We start from the raw sequence: 17,977 nt of genomic DNA, 5'->3' as shown, positions 1-17,977 counted from the left end.
TCTCCTCAGAGAGTGTTCAGGGTTTCCAGCGCTTTGCGCGCCAGCTCCGTAGCGGCAGCGCGCGGCATGCCGGTTGGGGCAGCGTCCGGCTTGCCCCCTTTCATGGCGGCGCAGAGCTTGCGCCGCTCAGATCGTGTGGCCCCGCCCCGGGCGAGGTAGATGTCCAGCTTCTGCTGCGCGGCTTGCGCGGTCTGGTACAAGCTGGTTCCTGCGGCATTGGCGACATCCGCATCGCCGAGCAGACGGTCCGCGAAGCCCTGATCGACGGCATCGGTCCCGGCGATCCATGTTTCCTTGTCGAGCATTGCGGCGATCGTCTTCGTATCGACGCCGGATCGCGCGTGATACACATCCACAGCAGCCTGATCGAACGGCTCCAGCCAGTCTGCGACACCGCGGAGCGCGTGGCGGTCACCGGCAGCCGCCACCCATGTGTTGTGGATCATCAGAAACGCAGACCGGGCGATCTGGATGTCATCTCCGGCCATGGCGATGACCGATGCGGCAGAGGCGGCAAGGCCGACAATCTTGATGCTGACCGCGCCCGGATGCTCGACCAGCAGGTTATAAATCGCCAGCCCCTCGAAGAAATTGCCGCCGGGCGAGTTAATCGTCACCACGACGTCCCGCTCGCCGATATAACGCAGTGCGGCGGCGATCCGGCGCGCGCTGACGCCGTCGCCCCAGATATCCTCTCCGATGGGTTCGAGGATCGAGATGGTCGCCTGATCGGCTGCCCCCTCCGCCGCGCGAATGTCCGGGTTCCAGCGTTTCAGGGCGACATCCGCAATATCCGACTTGATGCCGGGGCGGGTCGAGACAACGGCAGCGGGAAGATCACGCTTGCTCATGATTGGTCCTTTCCGAGAAGTTCCATGGGGGACATGGCTGTCTGCATCAGCAGCGCGTCGGCATTGGCGTCGTCATGGCGGGGCAGGTTGAGACGCGCCCGGCGCTCATTGGCCGTCATCGTGCCCCCCATGCCGAGCTTCAGCATCAGATCGCCCTTGGCCTTGCTGTCCATCTGGATCATGGCCTCGCGATTGTATTCGAAGTAGTCGCGGCGCCGGGTTTGCACCGGGATCAAATCTTTCTTCAGACGCTGCTCCAGGCGGATCAGGAACGGGTTGATGCCGAGCGTGAGCCACGAGAGCAGGATCGCCTCGACCCCGGAGCCCCACATAGTCTGCCCCTCCGAGGCGTGGCCGATCACGATTGGTGGAACTCCGAACCAGCGGCAGATATCTTCGACGCTGAACCGGCGGGTATCGAGCAGCTGCGCGTCCTCCGGATTCATCTGCAGCTGCTGGAACTTCAGGCCCGCTTCCAGCGTCATCAGCTTGCCAGCGCGTTGCGATCCGGAATAGGTCGCCAGCATCGCCTCGAGTTGCTTACGCTGGCCAGCGTTCAGGGTCTGATCCGACTGGATCACCCCTGAGGGCATAGCACTGTTAGAAAACACGCTACTGGCGGTTTCATCAGCGGCCAGCGCTGCGCCGATCGAATTCGCGCCATATCGCACAACCGACATGCCCAGGCCATCGCCAGCACCAAAGCCCCGAAGATGGAACACCTTCTCGGCGGGAAGCACCTCCCGTTTGCCGCGGTCAATGACCACGTATTGAAACGCGCGATCTGGCCGTCGATCAGGCTTGCAGCCAAGCATTGGGCGCAGGCCGACGAAGCGGTTCCCGATATAGAGCTTCTCCGCGAAGGCGTTCCCCTGCAGCAGCGTTTGCGCGACCATGCCTTCCCAGAACTCGGGCGCGGTCTGGTCGGCGTTCGGATTTTCCTTGATGATTTCCGCCAGATCGCTGTCGATCTTGTCGCGGCTGCCGTTCGCACTTTTCCGGAATAGATCAACGGGCAGCGTCGAGATCATCTCGGCAGTTTTCCGGACGCATCCCCAAACAGCCGAATGCTCAAGGGACGTTTTGGCACTGACCGTTGGCCCGGCGCGTGACACCATGCCACCCAGCGGCCAAGGGCCAGAGCCCGAGAGAAACGATTGGCCCTCGACCCCCATGTACTCGGCCCGAACACCCCGGACGGCTGCTCGCAACATCCGGATCATACGCACAGCACCGGGTTGGAGAGGAAATCATCGAGGCCTGAGCCTGCTGCCTTTGGATGCCAGGACATCAGCTCAGAGGCGTTCAAAGTGGACATCAGACCGTCGATCTTTCCAGCCCCGCTCTCTTCTTTGGACGGGTATTGTGCATTGCCACGCTGGTAGACGCGCGTGTTCTCAACACACCACGCCATGATGTCCTGCCCCGCGTGCCTGAAGGACAGCCCTTTCAGTTTGACCGCAACCGTGCCTGCGATGTTGTTCAGCTTGTAGCCCTGAGAGATTGCCTGCAGATCATCCCCTGCGTCGAAGTCGGCGCCTTCCAGCGCGTCCACAGCAAGGTTCGCGCCGCCCCCGGCCGCATCGATCCCGATCTTCTTGGTTTTTGGAAACAGCCCAAGGTCGCGAATGCGGGTGCAGATCTCTGCAATTTCGGCATAGGCCTCAGCCTCAAGATCATGGACCATCGTCAGATCACCCGCTTTCTCAAAGTCTTCCAGGATAGATGCGATCGACTTGCGCCGCTCTAGAACGATCCTGTCGGCCCAGAGCTTCGACCAGTTGAGCCAGCGATCGGTGCCGGTGATGCGGCCCACCAGTGAGAACGCGAGCAGATCGTCCTGTCCGCCGGGATCAATGCCCGCCGTGATGACCTCGCACTCCGTTAGCATCCGTTCGAGTGTCAGGCCCGGCTCAGAAGCGGCCTGCCAAAAGTCCGCCCCGGTCCAGCGGTCGTTGTGCAGACCGACACCGATTTCGATGTTCAGATGCTGGCTGACCCAGATCTGTTCGGCCTCTTTCGAGGTAGCACCGTTGTTCTCATAGTCCGCAACGAGGCGGGCGAGGGAGATCGACTTGTGAAGGTTTGGCAGCACCAGAGGCCAGTTCCTCTGATCTCGCCAGTAGTCTTCGTTCTTCTGCAACTCGACCGGGAACTCATAGAGGACCGGCAACATGATCGGACGGGGTCCCGCCTTGCCGTCCCGGATCTTGCGCGCTTTGTCCAACTCCGCCCGCCAGATGCCCGCCGGACGCTCGTCCGACTGCGTCGTGATAAACAGCACCTGTCCGCCATTCATCGTGATGCCGCCACCTCGGATCTGCTGCATGACTTTCTGCGCCTTTGGCTTTTTGCCAAGCTCATGCAGCTCGTCGATGATCGTCAGGAGCGGGATCTCCCCGGTGATGATCCCCGTATCGAAGGTTTTGACCTGCAGTTCCGTGCCGGTCTTCCGGCGCTTGATCGACTTCAGATTGTCGGTGATGTGGAAGATGTCATCGAGATCCGGGTCGAGGCGGATCATGGCCTGCGCCTGGTCGAAGCACCGTGCCGAAATGTTTTGGCTGGGCCCAATCAACAGCATCTGCCCGTTCGGCGTTTCCTCCATGTAGAGCGCCGTGATCCCGAGGGCGGCGCTGTAGGTGGACTTGGAGCTCTTCTTCGGCACCAAGCATAGCAGCTCCCAGACCAGCCGCTCTCTCGTCTCGGGGTCTTCGCTGGCCAGAAACGCCACGACGATGTCGCGGAACCATTCTCCGCAAGCCTCCGACAAGGGCGGGTTGCCTTCGACATCCGGCAGACGAAGCCGATTGAAGAACGCAAGCGCTTTGGCAGCCCGTTCCTCATTGATCGGGATGTCGGCGATCGGTGGCTCGCCGCGCTGGATCCGTTCCCACCAGTCCGGGCAGGCGAAGAGAGGCAAGCTCTCAGTGGCGTCGAGCGGCATCCGCTTCACCCTGTATTTGCTCCAGCAACCGCTGCTCAGCCGCCTGGGCGGCCTTCTTGTCCATCTCCTTCTTGCCGAGACGCTCGGGTTTCGGTGCGGGTTCGCTCTGCTTGTTTGCTGCGCGATCAACCCGGGCTTCGGCCAGCATCAGGTCGTTCTTCTCAACCAGCTGATCAAAGAATCGCATCGCGCCGACATTCCCACCCTCGGCAGCCTGGTAGGCCTGCTGAAGCTGCCGGGCCCGAAGCTGATCCCGCGCCACGTCCCGAGTTCGCAATTCGGATCTAAAATACCGCTTGAGCGTCGGCTCTGAGATGGGTTTGCCCGTGCGGGGATCGCGGATGACGGATGCAATGCGCGAATTCGACCACCCCATAGCCAGCAACATGCTGACTTTATGGGCGTTTTCCTCCGTTCTCTCAAACGGAGGCCGCCCGCGTGTCCGCGGCACGTCGTAAACGACGTTGCCAAACAGATCACGTGATGTCGAATTTTCGTCTTGCAAGAAAAAAATCTCCCAAAGCGGGGGGCGCGGGTCTAGGCGGTCTGACCGCCTGAGTTTGGACCCACCCCCCCATTGCTCGGTTGCTCCTTAGGTCCGATCGTCACGCACCAATCGATCGCGACATTGAACCCGGCGTCACGAAGATCTGCCGCCAGGTCGTCAGCCTGACGCAATTTCGCTTTGATTTCTCGCAGCGCTTTCCGGCATTCATCGGCCACCATCAGCTCAGACCGCGAGCCTCGAGGCTCTGCTTCTCCCGGTCATGGTAGGCCTTCGATACCGTCTGCAGGTTGCGCTCATCCCAGAACAGCTTGGCATTGCCGCGATGGGGGCGAATGTGGTCCACCACTGGACTGTCAGGTGCAGGATGGACGCCGACCAGCAGGACGCCGGTCTCCTGACAGATGCAACCGTCCCGCTTGATCACCTTCCTGCGGAGCTTCTGCCACCGCGCCGTCTTGTACCAGCCGCGCCACGGCTGCATCTGGTCGCGCTGCCGGTGCCGCTCCGCTTCCGATCGATCCGCAACGCCGAGGCGTGAGGCTTGCCCCGCCACTCTCGCGGGCACCGAAGTCAGACGCGGCATGGTCAGACCGGATCCGGCTCCGGACCAACAGACACCATGATCGGTGGGTGCGATTGGCCGAGCAGTCGAACGTGAACCGGAGCGCCGTTGACCAGCGCCCGCAGTTCATCAGGTGTCGGATGCCACGCTGTCACCATGGCAGGCGTTCCCTGTCCGTTGATTACGCAGTCCAAGGTTTCGTCGCGTATTGGGAGGCCCAGATAGCCTTGTGACTTCCCGATTGTCCGGGTCGCACCTTCGATGTGGCCGATCAGCATTCCGATCTCCCCAATGCAAAAGCGCCCGACAGGGAATCCCTGCGGGCGCATTTAATGATGATATATATCCTGTCGCATTCGGAGGAACTAAGTGTCAACTACATTTTGTAGCCTGCCTTCTTAGCCGCACCGCATACGCTCCAGACTGGCGCACAGGGCGTCGTGCAGGCACTTTCTGTTTTTTCCGGCCAAAGCCCAGCCATGGGCCCTTAGAACGGCGCTCAGCGGCTCTTGCCCAACGCACACCATTTCTACAAGACGGGCATCCGTGATAGAACGCCGCGTCCCGCGATCCATGTTGTGCGCTCCATCCCGCCGGGGCGCCAGAGCATCACCCGCACCGATGGCCCGTTGGAGACGCCTGAGCCGCTCCGAATCCGCGATGAACACGTCCATGAAGTCGCGGCCACCATCGCCACCCCGCACCGCGTTCAGGTCAGCTGAGCACTTCATTCCTGCGCTCTGCACCCGCTCAAAGAGAGCCCTATAGTCCCGCGCGATCTGAACCTGACCCGCAGTGAAGGGCGCACGACCACCACGCCGCCGCATCGCTTGTTCAGTCATGATGTCGAAGACATCGCGCACCCGTCCGGGGCACCCGGCGCGATAGGGTGCCTCAGCCAGTTGAAAGCCATCGCCCTTCGGCAGACTGACAGTCTCACGGAACTCCGCGACCGGACCGCGCGCCGGTGCGACCGGTATCTCGCGGCTGCATGACTTCGGATTGCGGGCGGCATGCCGAACAGCATCGATCCGAGCCGCTTCGTCACTTCCATACCGAAACCGCTCTGGTGGCTTCACCCGTTCGGCCTCGATTGCCTCTTCAGCCCAGCTCGTTTCGCGCGCTTTCTGAATTTTGGTGCTCATACCTGACCTCGATTTACTTGATTTTGTTGCCTCGAAAGAGAGAGGGGCAAGATGTTGTTTTAGGGGGGAGTGATGCGGGGCAGGGGGGGCAGAACTGCGCATGATGGGGCAGAACCCGTCCGAGAAGTACGCAGCCGTAACCCTATGAAAGAAAGGCGGGAAACATGGTGGCGGGGCACGCGGGGCAGATAGGGCGCAAATATCTGACCTATGCGCAAGACTACCGACCCCCAGACCCCGGAAGGGTCGCGCACGTGCGTACCTTGCAGATTTCTGCCCCAAGCGCCCCGTGCGCCCCGATTTATGTCTAATCCTCCGAACGAACGGGATTATCGAGATGGCCGCTAACGAAAGAACGCGCCCCGATCCGGGGCAGAACTGGACGATCTGCCCCGGATTATCTCGGATTTGGGTGATGGGGTGCGGGGTGCGGGCGGCTGAAGCGCTGGGATATGCCGCCCTGCGCGTCATAGTGGGTCGGATCCACCAGACGGGGAGTAACCGCCGCTCTCCTTTCGGAGCTGCGGCAGGCCCTTGGCATCGCGGGGCGCGTCATCGAGGCGGTCTCGCATGGTATCGGTCAATCGCACGCCGGAATATCCCCAGGTGCCGTTGCGCTTGTGGCGCGTGTAAGTCTTGCCGGTGATGGGATGGGCGTATTTCCCCGAGCGTTCCTTCAGCTTGCGCTGCAGGTTGCCCGGCTGCCAGGCATGTGCGGTGTTCTCGAGCAGATACAGGTAGCACGCATCGACCAGATCGCGGGCCGACAGGAAGTCGGAGCCGCCATCGATCTCGCAAGCGGTCGCGAGGAAGTCTCCAACGGGATCGCTGTCCCGGCGGTAGTCCTCGGTCGCTTCCTGAACGGACAGCGGCTCCTGTAAGCCGCGCTCCAGATAGTCGAGCAACCCATCGATCATCCAGTTCAGGATGCCAGAACGCTCTTCCTCGAAGAGGGTGTCCCCCAGCTTTTCATCGCGCTCGGATTCGGGGATCTGGACACCGAAGAACAGCAGCATCGGGCGCCGCCAGATGCCGTCATCCGTGCCACGGATATCGAGCTTGTGGTTCCCGGTGAAGGTCAGCTTGAAATAAGGCGTGAAGGCCACGAAGTCGGAGTGCAGGTTGCGGACCAGCATCTCATCGCCGCCGGTCATTTCCTTCACCTTCTGCTCCTGAAGGCGTTCGCCTTCCTCCGGCTCATTCGTGATCGCAGCGCGGGCACCGATCAGACGCATCAGGTCTGGCGTCGCGTCAGAACCCGATTTGCGGTTCTTGCCGGTCAGGCTCTCGATCCGGACCATCGTGGCGTAATCGCCCAGCATCCGACGCATCAGGCCGGTCAAGAGCGACTTCCCGTTGGCGCCCATGCCGTAGCAATACAGGAACTTCTGGACCGGCAGTGCGGTCATGCTGAGCCCGAACCACCGCTGGACAAAAGCCCGCTCCGCCGGATCTGGCAGAACACGCTCGAGGAAGGCCAGGAACTTTGGGCACTCCGCCGATGGGTCATACTCGACTGGCATCATTTTTGTGATGAACTGAGACCGGTTCGCAGATCCAATGGGGATCTCGCGATCATGCGGCAGGAGATCGACCTCCGCGACCTTGCCCGCGCCGTCGGCGCGCATATCGGTCACCTTGAACCGCAACACGCCCGACATGGTGTTCACGGTCAAAGGGTCGGCATCGAGATCTTCGACATCCTTGCTTAGGCTGGTCACCGCCTCTGACAACATGTTCTTGATCGCGTTGGTGTTGCCCGACGACCGCGCAAACGTCTTGTGTCGCTGTCGGGTCGAGCCGCGCCCCCAGAGTTCTGCGGTCAGCTTGTCGCGCTCCGACAACAGGTCTTTCCGCTTCTCCGAGCGTTCATCTTCGGATCGCGCGGCATGTATCCTGTCGAAATCGACCAATTCATTCTTGATGGCCTCCAGACGATCGACCCGGGCCTGCTCAGATGAACTGAGCTGAACGTGCAGGATTTCCTTTTCGATCCACTCATGGATCGTCTGAGCATGCCGTCGGACCGCGATTCCATCCGGATCAAGCTTCCACCGCCGGCCGTCCCAGACATGCCAGCCAACGCGCGGCACGTAGAGCACATCAGCGCCGCAATAGAGCGCGAAGCGCAGGGCATTGCCGGTATCGTTCTGCGTCAGCTTAGCCCCATCCATTTCCGGCATGGGCAGATCAGGGGTGCGGGGCGGCGCGCCATCATTGCCTCCGGTGTCTCCGGGGGCATCGCTGGGAAATCCCTCTGCTGGCGCGACATCTTCGGCGCCTTCGAACGTTGCCCGGACGCGATCCAGATCATCATCCATCGGCTTTCCCCATCAGCAAATCGTTCAGATCGACACCGGCACCCGCGTGTATGATCTGAGCCTTCAATCCGGGACGCACGGCCATCGCGCGCCGCAATCCGCAGTCGAGCTTCGCGCGGGTCATGACGGGATCGCTGTCGCCATCCATGATGAAAACAAGACGCTTGACCCAATCTGGCGGGACAAATGCGTCCCGGTCGCTCATATCCGGCAGGCCAGAGTATCGGCGGCCCTCGACCTTTTTCATGCGCCCGGCCATGTTCCCAAGATCCACACCGGCCCAGTAGGCTGCGTTCGGGTAATGACCCACGACCATCGCGGTCAGCGTGGTCTCAATCCCTTCGCCCATCACGAGGGCCTCAGATCCGGGCGGGGTCGACAGTCGGATCGCGCCGGCCTTTTTCGAGCCGCGTACAAGCTTCGCGGGCATGTCCTCGCCCTCGAACTGGATGCGGGCCTTGCTATGTGGCGGGTCCCGATCGACCCATGTCTGATGAACGGCAGTCAACTCGCCCGCAGGATTGAGGATGCCGGCAATCATGCACGGCCCCCGATGAACGGTCACAAGCTCCCGGCCAATCTTCTTCACATAGGGATGTTCCACGATGAATCGCAGAGCCGTCGGGATCTCCGGCAAGAGCTGCTCCGTGAACCCGCGCGACTGCAGGTAGGCGCGAACGACCCCAAGATGACCGGGCCTCGCCTTTGACCAGATGGTGCGCGCGTCGCTGATCGCCTTGCGCCGGTAGCGCTCCTGCGCTTCCCGCTGCTTTCGTTCTGCCTCTGCGGCCTTGCGGCGACGGCGGGCCCGTTCGGCCTCATCGATCTCCGCCGGGGCATTCCCGCAAAGCCATGTGAGCGCCGCTTTGAAGTCCACACCCTGAACACCACGCACGAGGGCAATCTGATCGCCGCCGCGCAGGTCGCATTTGCGGCACAGGAAGGCACCGGTCCGCAGATTGATCCCGAAGCGATCCCGCCCGCCACAGAGCGGACACGGCCCGATCAATTCCCCCGACTGGCGCTTCAGCCCAACGATGCCAAGACGATCGACCACATTGGCCATGGGGATCGCCTTGGCCTCGACAAGCCGGGGGTCATCTGCGTGTGTCATCAGCTCCGCCCTCCGCCAGTCCATTCTTCGAGGCGCTTCGCAGCCATGGCGGCGAAGTAGTGAGCCACCTGAAACCGAAGCTGACACAGGGCGGTATCGCGTGCCTTTCCAGGGCGTGCGCGCAGCAGGTTATTGGCCGCGCACCGGAGTGGCGCGAGCGCTGCATCACTCCGCGCACAATGCGGGGCTACCTTTTCAAGGACACCGAGCCACATGACGAAGTTCTCATTGCGGATCGTCTCGAGGCAAAGATGGCCACAAACAGCGACGAGCACACGTTCAGCGAGGATCTCCTGAGCGGTCTTCTGACGTTTCATGCGGCGATCCTCCGGACTGACGGGGTGTTTGCGAAGAACCGAGTCGGCCCGACATGAGCCGCATCAAACAGTACCCAGGCGGAGTTCTCTTTCCCGCCATCGCCATTGAACATCCATGAGACGCGACCGATCGGCAGGATCTTGACGCAGATCGACGCCACGCTGGCGAAATACTGGTTCGCCGTGAAATCGAATGGCAGCAACATCCATGTGGGCCGGATCGCAGCCAGATGGCGGATCAGGCCGAGGGTGGGCTCGCCCTTGGAGCCGTTCGAGGGGTAGGGCGGGTTCGTGATAAACCTTTCCGCGCCTGCCTTGGCAATCCGCCGCGCCGTCAGCGCCTCCGCCGCCGCGCGACGCACAAGACGGCTACGCGGTTCGATGTCAGTTGCACCCACGCACATCGCATGCCCTGCCAGAGCAGTAAGAAGCGCGCCAGAGCCCGCACAGGGCTCCCAATAGCGCACACCGGGCGCAAGATGGCCGATCAGCGGGGCCACAGCCTCGGGCGGCGTGTCATAGCAGTCAAGCCTGCGCCGCGGGTATGCGCTGCGCTTACCCATGGCGGCGACTTTTTTGGGGGCAGACACAATCCGGCGTGTTGTCCGGATGCAGGCCGTACCGGACCCAATCCGGATCTGCCGGGGAGGTCGGATCTGGAAGGTCACGCATCGCGCCGCGCCTCCATCATCATGATCGACCACGCGCTCGCCATGCCAAAGAGCGGGGCGAGGAGATCGACAAAACTGTCAGAGACCAGCACCCAGATATCACCGGGCGAGTACACGAGCTGGACGATCTGCAGCACCGCGTAGCCGCCCAGAAGCACCAGCATCGGGCGCACGAGAACCGGAAAGCCGAAGGACAGGATCATCCCGATGAACCCGCCCGCGAAGTGCAGGAGCGTGTTAAGCACCCACAGGCGCCCGCGCGACACCAGTACATCAGCCGCCACATCGGAGACGTCTGAATAGAGCACCCAGGTGAAGTCGCTACCGTCGAGCACGGAACACCCTCCTGCCGATCAGCGCCATAACCGAGTGGCGGCTTTGCCCGAGCGTCAGCAGCTCGGCGGTGCGGAACACCCCAAACCGGCACCCCAGCGCGAACACCGCCTCGAACGGCGCCCCGGTTTCCAGTGCCAGCCAGCGCTCGACGGTCTTGGGAGAGCATCCGAGATACGCAGCACAGGCCCGCGCGACCTCGGCATCGGACGCCTCCGGGAACAACGCGCGCAGCATGTTGGCGAATCGCAGCCGGGCGACCTCCTGCAGGTCAGACGGGCTCACAGACAGATCTGTCTGGTCCGTTTCAACAGGCATGGGGTTTGTGGATATCACGCCGCGCGCAGACTCGCCGCCAAATGATCCAAATTGTGCCCGCATCAAATGATCCCTCCGATATTTAAAGGAGGCAACGACGTTGCAGCTTGCCTACGCATGTTCCGGATCGTCAGACGCTGACAGCAGACCTCGTGGATCAGTTCAGCAAGGAATTGATCGCGCTCGCGATCATTCAACGCGAGCGCACATTCGAGCATCGCGCGGGACAGGCTGGTCTCGTCCTGATATTGGGAAAACATAACACTAAGCCGTGAGCGAAAGAGTTCAGTCATGTACCAGCCCGCCATTCACTGCCCGCATTGTGGAAGAGAGAGAGTCGCCGCTACCCCGCGAGGGGCTTACGCAGTCGATACGTATGCTTTTTGGGCATTCCTGACATGCAACGCATGCCGCAATGGTGTTGTCGCGCGGTATAAGTTTGCCAAATACTTCGACGACCCCGACGGCAAAGCGGCTAAGCTCCTCGAAGATCCCGAAAACGCCGCAAAGCTGATTAAGGAATCTAGACTTGATGAGATTCATCCATCGCTGCCCGAACCACGGATTGTGGATCACCTTCCGCAGAAGGTGCAAAGCGCACTGCGGGAAGCCGAAGCGATCTTTGCACAACTCGACAAACCCACCAGCGCCGCGGTCAGCTATGGACGCACACTGGAGCGGGCCCTGAAAACTATCGATCCGGAGGGCAAAGGAACCCTTCAGAAGCGTATCGACAAGCTGGCGGAAAATAACAGCTTGCCGCCTTCCCTCGTCGAACTTGCACACGAAATTCGCTATCTGCGAAACGAGGCCGTCCACGACGTCGACGACGTGACAAACGAAGAAGCCTCTGCGCTGCGGGACTTCACCACTCTTTTCCTGATCTACACCTTCGAGTTGCCTGGTCGGATTGAAGCGGCGCGCCAGCGACGCAAAGGTGGTGGCGTTGCCGGAATGATTGAATAGACAAAGCCACGATTCCCAATCTACCCAAGGTGCACGGCCAACAGACAAATCTGTCTGATCCGTTTCAACAGGCATGGGGTTTCGCGCGATCTCTGGACAAGATTTGTCTGAGGGAACTGGGTTAAGATGGTCAAACAACATCACGCGCCACCCAGCTGTGAGGTCGGACAGGAGCAAACAGAATGGATTTGAACGAAGTCGAAAAGCGCGTCGCCAATGTGCGCACCACCGCGCTCGAAGCTAAGGTGCACGCGCTCACTGACCTGGTAGTGTTCCTTACCGCGCAGCGTGCAAGGAAGTTTGACGAGCCGGAATTGATCATCGCAGCGCTCTCCGAAGCCATTCGGCAATCCGCCGAAGCATACGACCCGAACGACGGCGACCTGCTACCGGGACACTCAGCGCTAATCGACTGGGCAGATGACTTTGAGGCGCGGGTGCGCGATGCCTTGTGAACTCCAACATTGCCGCGTCAAAGCGCCTGGCGGATGCCTTGGCGGCGGCGTCGAACTTCGCAATTTCTTTGCTGACGAGAGGATGCGAGGGTGCCGGACGGTTGGTCATGAGTGCGTATCCCGGCAGCGCACATCATGCGCGGACGCTAAATCATCGGCGCTTACTCCGATGCCTCGTGCTTTCGCTCCGTCGATCAAGCTCTTCCAATATTTGGCCGGAACAGCACCCCTCGAGTGCCAACGATGAACTGCGACGATCGATAGATCGGGATCAGTGTGCAGAACGTCAGTGTGCAATTCTCTTCTCGAGGGCCATCTATCCAATATTTCTGTCACTTTGCACATGACCCCAAATAATGACCTAAATGGTCATTGGTCAAGCATCCAAATCGGAAATTGCGACCAAAACGGTCACAGCGGATAAGGAACTATGGAAACGCAGGTTGAAAATAACCTACCCGCTGACCTGCGCGCAGAGATGGCGCCGGAACGGATCGGGTTCAGATTGGGCCTCTTACGGGAGTACCTAGGAAAGTCACCGTCTGAGATGGCGGATTCACTGGATATACCGAGAACCTACTGGTCTCGGTTTGAGCGCGGACGCAGGCCGGTCTCTGACACCGTAGCTGCATTATTGGTCTCAAGGTTCGGCGTGACTCTGGATTTCCTGATGCTGGGAAGATGGGACAAACTGCCCGTCGATATGGCGGACGGCATGCGCGAAATCCTGTCGAAGAAGAGCTGATCTACGCTGGCTCCGGTCTCGGCGGCTTCAATGGCGCACTCATATAACAAACCGCATTTTTGGTCAGAATCCATAGCTTGCACCACTCGAGAAGATGGACAAACATGGAACATTTTTACCGACCTAGGTCAACCCTTGCGGGACCCCGTGACGTGGGGTGTCCTAGGGGGGGTGGCGGCGAATGAGTTCTACCTGGATTGATCCCGTTTTGTGTTTTGCGCTGCCTCATGGGTGTGTTTTGCTATGCTCTCAAGGTGATCCACAATCTCGCCAAGTGCCGACAGCACCGCATATCCCAGCACTCCCTGCACGGCCAAGCCAAGCATAATTGGTGAGAATTCCGTGACGAAGGCTGCGATCGCGAAGACGACACCAGCAGCCAAACATGCGAACGCTAATAGCCTGAGAAGCATTTGTACCTCCGGGTTCAATCCCAACGATTCACTTAGTCTCTGGCGGAAATCAGTCAAATCGGTCTGCCGTCGCGCCGATCACCGAACGCCAGTGGAACCGCCTCGGATGGCGCCAAATTCAATCGATACACGGGATCCATAATGACCAAAATGGTAACTATCTGAGTTGACAGTGACCAAAACGGTCATTACCAAACAAGGACTCGCCGAAGACGCCTCAGGCAGATCGCGGGGTTCAGTTGGGAGCACAGTCATGGATTTTGATCATACCGCATTGCCGCCCGTGCGTCCGCGCCACAGCGGCGTTCCTTTCCACCTTGGAACGCCGAAAACCTATCGGCTCATCGATCGCATCACCGGGAAGTTTCTCCATCTGAGCGGGGAGGGCCTGACCGGCAACAGCGCCTACGCTTGGGGCGGCAGCCGATCTCAGGCCGAGACGCTGGAGAAACGCGCCCGTGCGCGTGGTGAGGACTGGAACTTCTGTCTGGTGGCCCGCTCCGCTGTAGAGGGCGACCAATGAACCCCGTCACCCATCTCGGGCGCTACGCTGCCCGATACCGCACACCCACCGGGAAGCCCGGTGAGCTGGTGATCCTACTCGACAAGGCCACCCCGCATTGCCGCTTGAGCGTGGCCATTCGCAGCGCCTTACAGCGCCAGCACGGCGTTCTCGCGACCGGACCGCTTACGATCAAGCCAGCGCCATCTCATAGCGGGAGGGCCGCATGCTGACGGCTGCCCCCCGCGAGTTCATGCCCCCTGAAGTTCTCGCGCAGACGATCGCGGCTAGCATGATCCGGGTGCTAGATCAGCTGCCGGACGATGGTGATCGCCCGACCTATCAGGCTGCATTCACAAACATCCTGCTCGCATGCGAGGGTAATGAGCGTCCGCACATGGCGTATGTTCCGCTCTGCTACGCGCACCTCATGAAAGAGCGGGCGCAGACCGACGAGGACCTCGAAATAGCCAACGCCTGCATCGCTCGCGCCGAGACGTTCTCCGACTTTGTGAGGAGGCATACCCATGGCCGATGATTGGGCCGTCGATATCAGTCGGCAGGCCAGCCTCGAGGACCTTCGGGACAGCATCGCACTGGTCGCCGCCGGTCTCTGCGCCACAGGCATCATGCTCGTGGTTCTGGTGGTGCTCTACACCGCGACTGTTTTCCACAGCGATCTAACGCCTCTGCAGATCCTGACAGAGCCCGACAGCCCCGGCGCAGATCATGTGATGTCAACGGACTGACACAAGTACACCGGCGCCACTCTCCTCCCGGCGCCGGTTCACTCCGGCGGGACGACCTCCTCCCTGCGTCCCGTCGGCCTTTTTTCTGATCACCGGAACCCGCCATGATCGACACTGCTGACATCAACGTTCTGATCGGATGCGTGACCTCCGGGATCATGCGCGAGGCGTTCCCTCAATGAACCGTCGCCATCGAAACCCCCGCAAGATCCCGGCGGCAGAACTGCGGCAACGGCTTGAAAAGCTAGCTGGCTGGATGGTCGAAGATGAACAGCGCATGACGGCCTGGGCGCCGATCTTTCAGCGGCTGGAGGCGATTATTGACGGTGTGGAGGCGGAGCAGAATGGTGATGTGATGGCGCGGGTGAGAGCGAAGGCTGCGCAATCGTTAATGGCACCCTAATTCGTGTCGAGTACACGGGCCGACCACAACTGGGTCATTAACGCATTGACTCTGTGGTAAGACAGATCTCTTCATGGGATATGCACCAGCGTTCCGACAGTTATGAGTACGTTTTATATATTGATGAGGCCGGAGACGACGGCCTTCGGAAAGTGAAGCCGATCGACGAGAACGGTAGCAGTGAATGGCTTTGCATAGGCGCAGTTCTTGTTAGAGCGGAGTACGAGCTTTCTACAATTCAGTGGATTAAAGACATCCGCAGTAATATAAATGCGGTTCAAGGACCGGCGTTACACTATCGCAAACTGTCCCCGACCAAGCGACGGCGGGCTTGTGAACTGCTTGCGGAGTATCCCTGTAGGCTGTTCGTGGTCGCTTCAAATAAGAAGAACATGCGCGGTCACCGAAATTATAAAGCCGAGGCACGGGGGTCGACACAGTGGTTTTATAACTACTGCGTTCGCTTACTTATGGAGCGCGCTACTGATTATTGTAAGCGTGACAGCGTGAAAAAATTTAATGAACCTAGATGCGTTCGAGTTATATTCAGCACTCGTGGTGGGCACTCATATGGACAGACTAAAGCTTATTGGGAGGTCTTGAAAAATCAGGCAGCAGGCCGATCAACATTCTTAAACAAAAGAGAAATTTGCTACGAGGTGCTCAGATATGGGCTTGTGAACCACTCGCCTCACTATGAAGTTGCAGGTCTACAATTGGCTGATATTGTCGCAAGCGCATTCTATCAAGCGGCAGACGCGCGCGGCCCTAGATGGACGACCGAACCAGCTCAAGCCCTTCAGCAGAGAATGGCTCGTGAAGGTTCACGGATCGCCGACTACGGCTTAGTCTTGCAACCGTCGTCAGTGAAAAAAGCTGAATTAACTGACAATCAGAAATTGATATTTACCCATTACGGATATCAGTTTTAAGGAGCGTGGGCCCCGGACCCAAGTTGCTACAGGCCAGACAGGCTATCATCCAAAGGACAACCGTACCTATAACCGCCAAGGCTGCTTGCAGCGCCTCAACATGAGTTTATCCGGCGTTTCCCACGCAATTTAGCGTCGCACGTTCTGGTGAATCTGTCATTAAAAATCACGTAATGACGAAAGATCGGCGCTTTCTTGCCACGTAGTGTCGCGCCCTCTCTGTTGCTCATAACGAGATCAATTTGATCGCTTCGAACATCTGCTCAATGCTCGCGCCCGCTCCATACTTCTGCCGACTGAACGCATGCCCCATGAGATCCGAGCGGATCCGGTTGTCGACTCCGGCGGCGAGCAAGCGGTCCTCAAAACTATGCCGCAGGGAGTAGGTCGAATGCTCCGGTGTTTCTAGCAACTTGTTGTTCCGCAAATACTTCGTCAGCAGGTTTGAGACACCAGCACCCTGCCGGTATCTTGGAAAGCCGTCAGGGCAGGATCGGAACGCTTCAAGGCTGACACCGGCCAGCGGGACAATACGAACCGAATGTCTGGTTTTCAGCTGCCGCTCAACCGGCTCGATCGAGATATGAGGGACGTCATGATCCAGCCGGATTTGATCGCGCGTCAGGGCCTCGGCCTCGCCCAGCCGGTAGCCGGTGTTTACCATCCCGAGCAGGATACACCGGGCTTCGAGGTTCAGGCCGTCCAGCGCGCCCGGCGCCAAGATCCTGTCTGTGATCCAGCTGGTCGAGAACGCAGGCCTGCGGTTCTTTTCAGCAGAGCGGAACGCTAAGCGATCCAGCGGCAAATCAAGGCCCAGCCGCATCATATCGTTCACGCGCCGAAGGACTGCCGACACATAGGTGAAGTCTTTATTCGCGGATTGCTTCTGTACCTGACCTGATTTGACCCGTTCGATCCACCAATCGCGGAAGGCCAGCATGTCCTCACGGGTGAGATCGGTCAGGGGGCGATCACCGACAACGGAGATCAGGTTGCGGAACGCTTTGATGCGGGGGTTGCGCCAGCGGCGCACCTGATCGGCGCTCTTGTCGAGCGTGTCCTCTTCGGCGAACTGCCAGTAGAGCTCCAGGGCGCGGGACAGCGTCACGGGAGGGGCATTCAGTCCGAGAAGCGCATCCCCATCCTGCGGCTTGGCTTTGGGATCAGTAGCGTCCGCAAAGCGCCGCAGCAGTTCATCATCGGGAAGCTTGCGGACATCTGTTGGCTTGAGAAACCGATAACCGCGGGCCTGCGCGAGCTGGCGCGCGGCGGCAAACCGGCGTTCCGAATCTGCAGTGTCACCGGCCAGCCTCGATTCCCATGCCTCGTTTTCAGGGACAGCCAGACATCCCGACGGCTCTCCACACCCTCATATCGCCGGGGAACCCGACGCCGGATGTAATAGAGCTTGCCGCGCATGATAGGCTTCATAGGGCAGGGATGGCGCAAGAATTATCACGCTGCAAGAGCGAGGCTCAGGGCGCGGATGTGTAGCAAAATGTGTAGCATATTGTGTAGCATTTGAGATACACAGGGTGAACTCAGCCACCTGAAAATCTCGAAATATCCTCTATAAACAAGGCTTTACCGAAATTTATTGGGGCAGGTTTCTGGCGGAGAGACAGGGATTCGAACCCTGGGTGGGCTTGCACCCACAACGGTTTTCGAGACCGCCCCGTTCGACCACTCCGGCACCTCTCCGCGGGGGTCAACGGGCGTTTATCC

General features: G+C 59.9%; 24 protein-coding genes and 1 tRNA gene. 8 read left to right on the top strand and 17 right to left on the bottom strand.

Annotated features, from left to right (window positions below; genetic code table 11):
- Positions 1-5: 5 nt before the first annotated feature.
- The 14 genes from FEV53_RS07590 to FEV53_RS07525 form a co-directional block, all read right to left on the bottom strand.
- Entirely contained in the window at positions 6-851 is an 846-nt protein-coding gene (locus FEV53_RS07590) for a head maturation protease, ClpP-related (protein ID WP_142834208.1), read from the bottom strand.
- The gene (locus FEV53_RS07585; protein WP_246100755.1) at positions 848-2,026 is read right to left on the bottom strand and encodes a phage portal protein; all 1,179 of its coding nucleotides are present in this window, start codon (positions 2,024-2,026) and stop codon (positions 848-850) included. Before FEV53_RS07585 ends, FEV53_RS07590 begins: the two co-directional genes overlap by 4 nt.
- Positions 2,027-2,070: 44 nt before the next feature.
- Entirely contained in the window at positions 2,071-3,798 is a 1,728-nt protein-coding gene (locus tag FEV53_RS07580; RefSeq protein ID WP_142834206.1) for a terminase large subunit, read from the bottom strand.
- Positions 3,779-4,060, bottom strand: a complete 282-nt coding sequence (locus FEV53_RS07575) for a hypothetical protein (protein ID WP_142834205.1) — start codon at positions 4,058-4,060, stop codon at positions 3,779-3,781. The genes FEV53_RS07580 and FEV53_RS07575 overlap by 20 nt, the downstream gene beginning before the upstream one ends.
- Positions 4,061-4,523: 463 nt before the next feature.
- Entirely contained in the window at positions 4,524-4,889 is a 366-nt protein-coding gene (locus FEV53_RS07570; RefSeq protein ID WP_142834204.1) for an HNH endonuclease, read from the bottom strand.
- Between the two features lie 2 nt (positions 4,890-4,891).
- Complete coding sequence (locus FEV53_RS07565; RefSeq protein ID WP_142834203.1) at positions 4,892-5,146, bottom strand: hypothetical protein; 255 nt, start codon at positions 5,144-5,146, stop codon at positions 4,892-4,894.
- Between the two features lie 120 nt (positions 5,147-5,266).
- Entirely contained in the window at positions 5,267-6,013 is a 747-nt protein-coding gene (locus FEV53_RS07560) for a hypothetical protein (RefSeq protein WP_142834202.1), read from the bottom strand.
- 467 nt (positions 6,014-6,480) lie between these two features.
- Positions 6,481-8,334 (bottom strand): DNA primase family protein, encoded by a 1,854-nt coding sequence (locus FEV53_RS07555; protein ID WP_142834201.1) that lies wholly within the window; start codon positions 8,332-8,334, stop codon positions 6,481-6,483.
- On the bottom strand, positions 8,327-9,448 hold the full coding sequence (locus FEV53_RS07550) for a DUF7146 domain-containing protein (RefSeq protein WP_142834200.1): 1,122 nt from the start codon (positions 9,446-9,448) through the stop codon (positions 8,327-8,329). The genes FEV53_RS07555 and FEV53_RS07550 overlap by 8 nt, the downstream gene beginning before the upstream one ends.
- Complete coding sequence (locus tag FEV53_RS07545) at positions 9,448-9,765, bottom strand: hypothetical protein (RefSeq protein WP_142834199.1); 318 nt, start codon at positions 9,763-9,765, stop codon at positions 9,448-9,450. Before FEV53_RS07545 ends, FEV53_RS07550 begins: the two co-directional genes overlap by 1 nt.
- Entirely contained in the window at positions 9,762-10,469 is a 708-nt protein-coding gene (locus tag FEV53_RS07540; RefSeq protein WP_185962140.1) for a class I SAM-dependent methyltransferase, read from the bottom strand. Before FEV53_RS07540 ends, FEV53_RS07545 begins: the two co-directional genes overlap by 4 nt.
- Positions 10,430-10,771 carry a hypothetical protein gene (locus FEV53_RS07535; RefSeq protein ID WP_142834197.1) on the bottom strand — a complete coding sequence of 114 codons (342 nt, stop codon included), beginning with the start codon at positions 10,769-10,771 and terminating at the stop codon, positions 10,430-10,432. The genes FEV53_RS07540 and FEV53_RS07535 overlap by 40 nt, the downstream gene beginning before the upstream one ends.
- The gene (locus tag FEV53_RS07530; protein ID WP_142834196.1) at positions 10,758-11,087 is read right to left on the bottom strand and encodes a hypothetical protein; all 330 of its coding nucleotides are present in this window, start codon (positions 11,085-11,087) and stop codon (positions 10,758-10,760) included. The genes FEV53_RS07535 and FEV53_RS07530 overlap by 14 nt, the downstream gene beginning before the upstream one ends.
- 62 nt (positions 11,088-11,149) lie before the next feature.
- Positions 11,150-11,380: a hypothetical protein gene (locus FEV53_RS07525; protein WP_142834195.1), complete on the bottom strand. Its 231-nt coding sequence runs from the start codon at positions 11,378-11,380 to the stop codon at positions 11,150-11,152.
- On the opposite strand from FEV53_RS07525, the gene FEV53_RS07520 reads away from it, so the two are divergent.
- From FEV53_RS07520 to FEV53_RS07510, 3 genes are all read left to right on the top strand, one after another.
- Positions 11,379-12,053 (top strand): DUF4145 domain-containing protein, encoded by a 675-nt coding sequence (locus FEV53_RS07520; RefSeq protein ID WP_142834194.1) that lies wholly within the window; start codon positions 11,379-11,381, stop codon positions 12,051-12,053. The two genes, FEV53_RS07525 and FEV53_RS07520, sit on opposite strands and share 2 nt — an antisense overlap.
- A 182-nt stretch (positions 12,054-12,235) precedes the next feature.
- The gene (locus FEV53_RS07515) at positions 12,236-12,508 is read left to right on the top strand and encodes a hypothetical protein (protein ID WP_142834193.1); all 273 of its coding nucleotides are present in this window, start codon (positions 12,236-12,238) and stop codon (positions 12,506-12,508) included.
- Between the two features lie 430 nt (positions 12,509-12,938).
- On the top strand, positions 12,939-13,253 hold the full coding sequence (locus tag FEV53_RS07510; protein ID WP_142834192.1) for a helix-turn-helix domain-containing protein: 315 nt from the start codon (positions 12,939-12,941) through the stop codon (positions 13,251-13,253).
- A gap of 188 nt (positions 13,254-13,441) precedes the next feature.
- Here FEV53_RS07510 and FEV53_RS07505 read toward each other — a convergent pair whose 3' ends face one another.
- Positions 13,442-13,723 (bottom strand): hypothetical protein, encoded by a 282-nt coding sequence (locus FEV53_RS07505; RefSeq protein WP_142834191.1) that lies wholly within the window; start codon positions 13,721-13,723, stop codon positions 13,442-13,444.
- 196 nt (positions 13,724-13,919) lie between these two features.
- Between FEV53_RS07505 and FEV53_RS07500 the strand changes: the two genes are divergently transcribed.
- The 5 genes from FEV53_RS07500 to FEV53_RS07480 all read left to right on the top strand — a co-directional run bounded on the left by FEV53_RS07500 (position 13,920) and on the right by FEV53_RS07480 (position 16,252).
- A complete protein-coding gene (locus FEV53_RS07500) occupies positions 13,920-14,189 on the top strand; it encodes a hypothetical protein (protein WP_142834190.1) in 270 nt (89 codons plus the stop codon).
- Positions 14,190-14,394: 205 nt separating this feature from the next.
- Positions 14,395-14,706, top strand: a complete 312-nt coding sequence (locus tag FEV53_RS07495; RefSeq protein ID WP_142834189.1) for a hypothetical protein — start codon at positions 14,395-14,397, stop codon at positions 14,704-14,706.
- A complete protein-coding gene (locus FEV53_RS07490) occupies positions 14,696-14,917 on the top strand; it encodes a hypothetical protein (RefSeq protein ID WP_142834188.1) in 222 nt (73 codons plus the stop codon). Before FEV53_RS07495 ends, FEV53_RS07490 begins: the two co-directional genes overlap by 11 nt.
- 178 nt (positions 14,918-15,095) lie before the next feature.
- Positions 15,096-15,320 carry a hypothetical protein gene (locus FEV53_RS07485; protein ID WP_142834187.1) on the top strand — a complete coding sequence of 75 codons (225 nt, stop codon included), beginning with the start codon at positions 15,096-15,098 and terminating at the stop codon, positions 15,318-15,320.
- A gap of 80 nt (positions 15,321-15,400) precedes the next feature.
- Complete coding sequence (locus FEV53_RS07480) at positions 15,401-16,252, top strand: DUF3800 domain-containing protein (protein WP_142834186.1); 852 nt, start codon at positions 15,401-15,403, stop codon at positions 16,250-16,252.
- A gap of 226 nt (positions 16,253-16,478) precedes the next feature.
- Here the strand turns inward: FEV53_RS07480 and FEV53_RS07475 are convergent, their stop codons facing one another.
- Together FEV53_RS07475 and FEV53_RS07470 are read right to left on the bottom strand one after the other, a co-directional pair.
- Complete coding sequence (locus FEV53_RS07475; protein WP_342778284.1) at positions 16,479-17,360, bottom strand: tyrosine-type recombinase/integrase; 882 nt, start codon at positions 17,358-17,360, stop codon at positions 16,479-16,481.
- Between the two features lie 503 nt (positions 17,361-17,863).
- Positions 17,864-17,953 (bottom strand) — tRNA-Ser (locus tag FEV53_RS07470).
- Between the last annotated feature and the right edge of the window lie 24 nt (positions 17,954-17,977).

The organism is Palleronia caenipelagi, from assembly GCF_007004065.1.
Classification (GTDB): Bacteria; Pseudomonadota; Alphaproteobacteria; order Rhodobacterales; family Rhodobacteraceae; genus Palleronia; species Palleronia caenipelagi.
This window is presented reverse-complemented; position numbering and strand designations above follow the sequence as displayed.

Coding starts and splice junctions, on each gene's coding strand:
- FEV53_RS07590 (WP_142834208.1), bottom strand. CDS start 851: ATGAGCAAGCGTGATCTTCCCGCTGCCGTTGTCTCGACCCGCCCCGGC.
- FEV53_RS07585 (WP_246100755.1), bottom strand. CDS start 2,026: ATGGGGGTCGAGGGCCAATCGTTTCTCTCGGGCTCTGGCCCTTGGCCG.
- FEV53_RS07580 (WP_142834206.1), bottom strand. CDS start 3,798: ATGCCGCTCGACGCCACTGAGAGCTTGCCTCTCTTCGCCTGCCCGGAC.
- FEV53_RS07570 (WP_142834204.1), bottom strand. CDS start 4,889: ATGCCGCGTCTGACTTCGGTGCCCGCGAGAGTGGCGGGGCAAGCCTCA.
- FEV53_RS07565 (WP_142834203.1), bottom strand. CDS start 5,146: ATGCTGATCGGCCACATCGAAGGTGCGACCCGGACAATCGGGAAGTCA.
- FEV53_RS07560 (WP_142834202.1), bottom strand. CDS start 6,013: ATGAGCACCAAAATTCAGAAAGCGCGCGAAACGAGCTGGGCTGAAGAG.
- FEV53_RS07555 (WP_142834201.1), bottom strand. CDS start 8,334: ATGGATGATGATCTGGATCGCGTCCGGGCAACGTTCGAAGGCGCCGAA.
- FEV53_RS07550 (WP_142834200.1), bottom strand. CDS start 9,448: ATGACACACGCAGATGACCCCCGGCTTGTCGAGGCCAAGGCGATCCCC.
- FEV53_RS07545 (WP_142834199.1), bottom strand. CDS start 9,765: ATGAAACGTCAGAAGACCGCTCAGGAGATCCTCGCTGAACGTGTGCTC.
- FEV53_RS07530 (WP_142834196.1), bottom strand. CDS start 11,087: ATGCCTGTTGAAACGGACCAGACAGATCTGTCTGTGAGCCCGTCTGAC.
- FEV53_RS07520 (WP_142834194.1), top strand. CDS start 11,379: ATGTACCAGCCCGCCATTCACTGCCCGCATTGTGGAAGAGAGAGAGTC.
- FEV53_RS07525 (WP_142834195.1), bottom strand. CDS start 11,380: ATGACTGAACTCTTTCGCTCACGGCTTAGTGTTATGTTTTCCCAATAT.
- FEV53_RS07515 (WP_142834193.1), top strand. CDS start 12,236: ATGGATTTGAACGAAGTCGAAAAGCGCGTCGCCAATGTGCGCACCACC.
- FEV53_RS07510 (WP_142834192.1), top strand. CDS start 12,939: ATGGAAACGCAGGTTGAAAATAACCTACCCGCTGACCTGCGCGCAGAG.
- FEV53_RS07500 (WP_142834190.1), top strand. CDS start 13,920: ATGGATTTTGATCATACCGCATTGCCGCCCGTGCGTCCGCGCCACAGC.
- FEV53_RS07495 (WP_142834189.1), top strand. CDS start 14,395: ATGCTGACGGCTGCCCCCCGCGAGTTCATGCCCCCTGAAGTTCTCGCG.
- FEV53_RS07490 (WP_142834188.1), top strand. CDS start 14,696: ATGGCCGATGATTGGGCCGTCGATATCAGTCGGCAGGCCAGCCTCGAG.
- FEV53_RS07485 (WP_142834187.1), top strand. CDS start 15,096: ATGAACCGTCGCCATCGAAACCCCCGCAAGATCCCGGCGGCAGAACTG.
- FEV53_RS07480 (WP_142834186.1), top strand. CDS start 15,401: ATGCACCAGCGTTCCGACAGTTATGAGTACGTTTTATATATTGATGAG.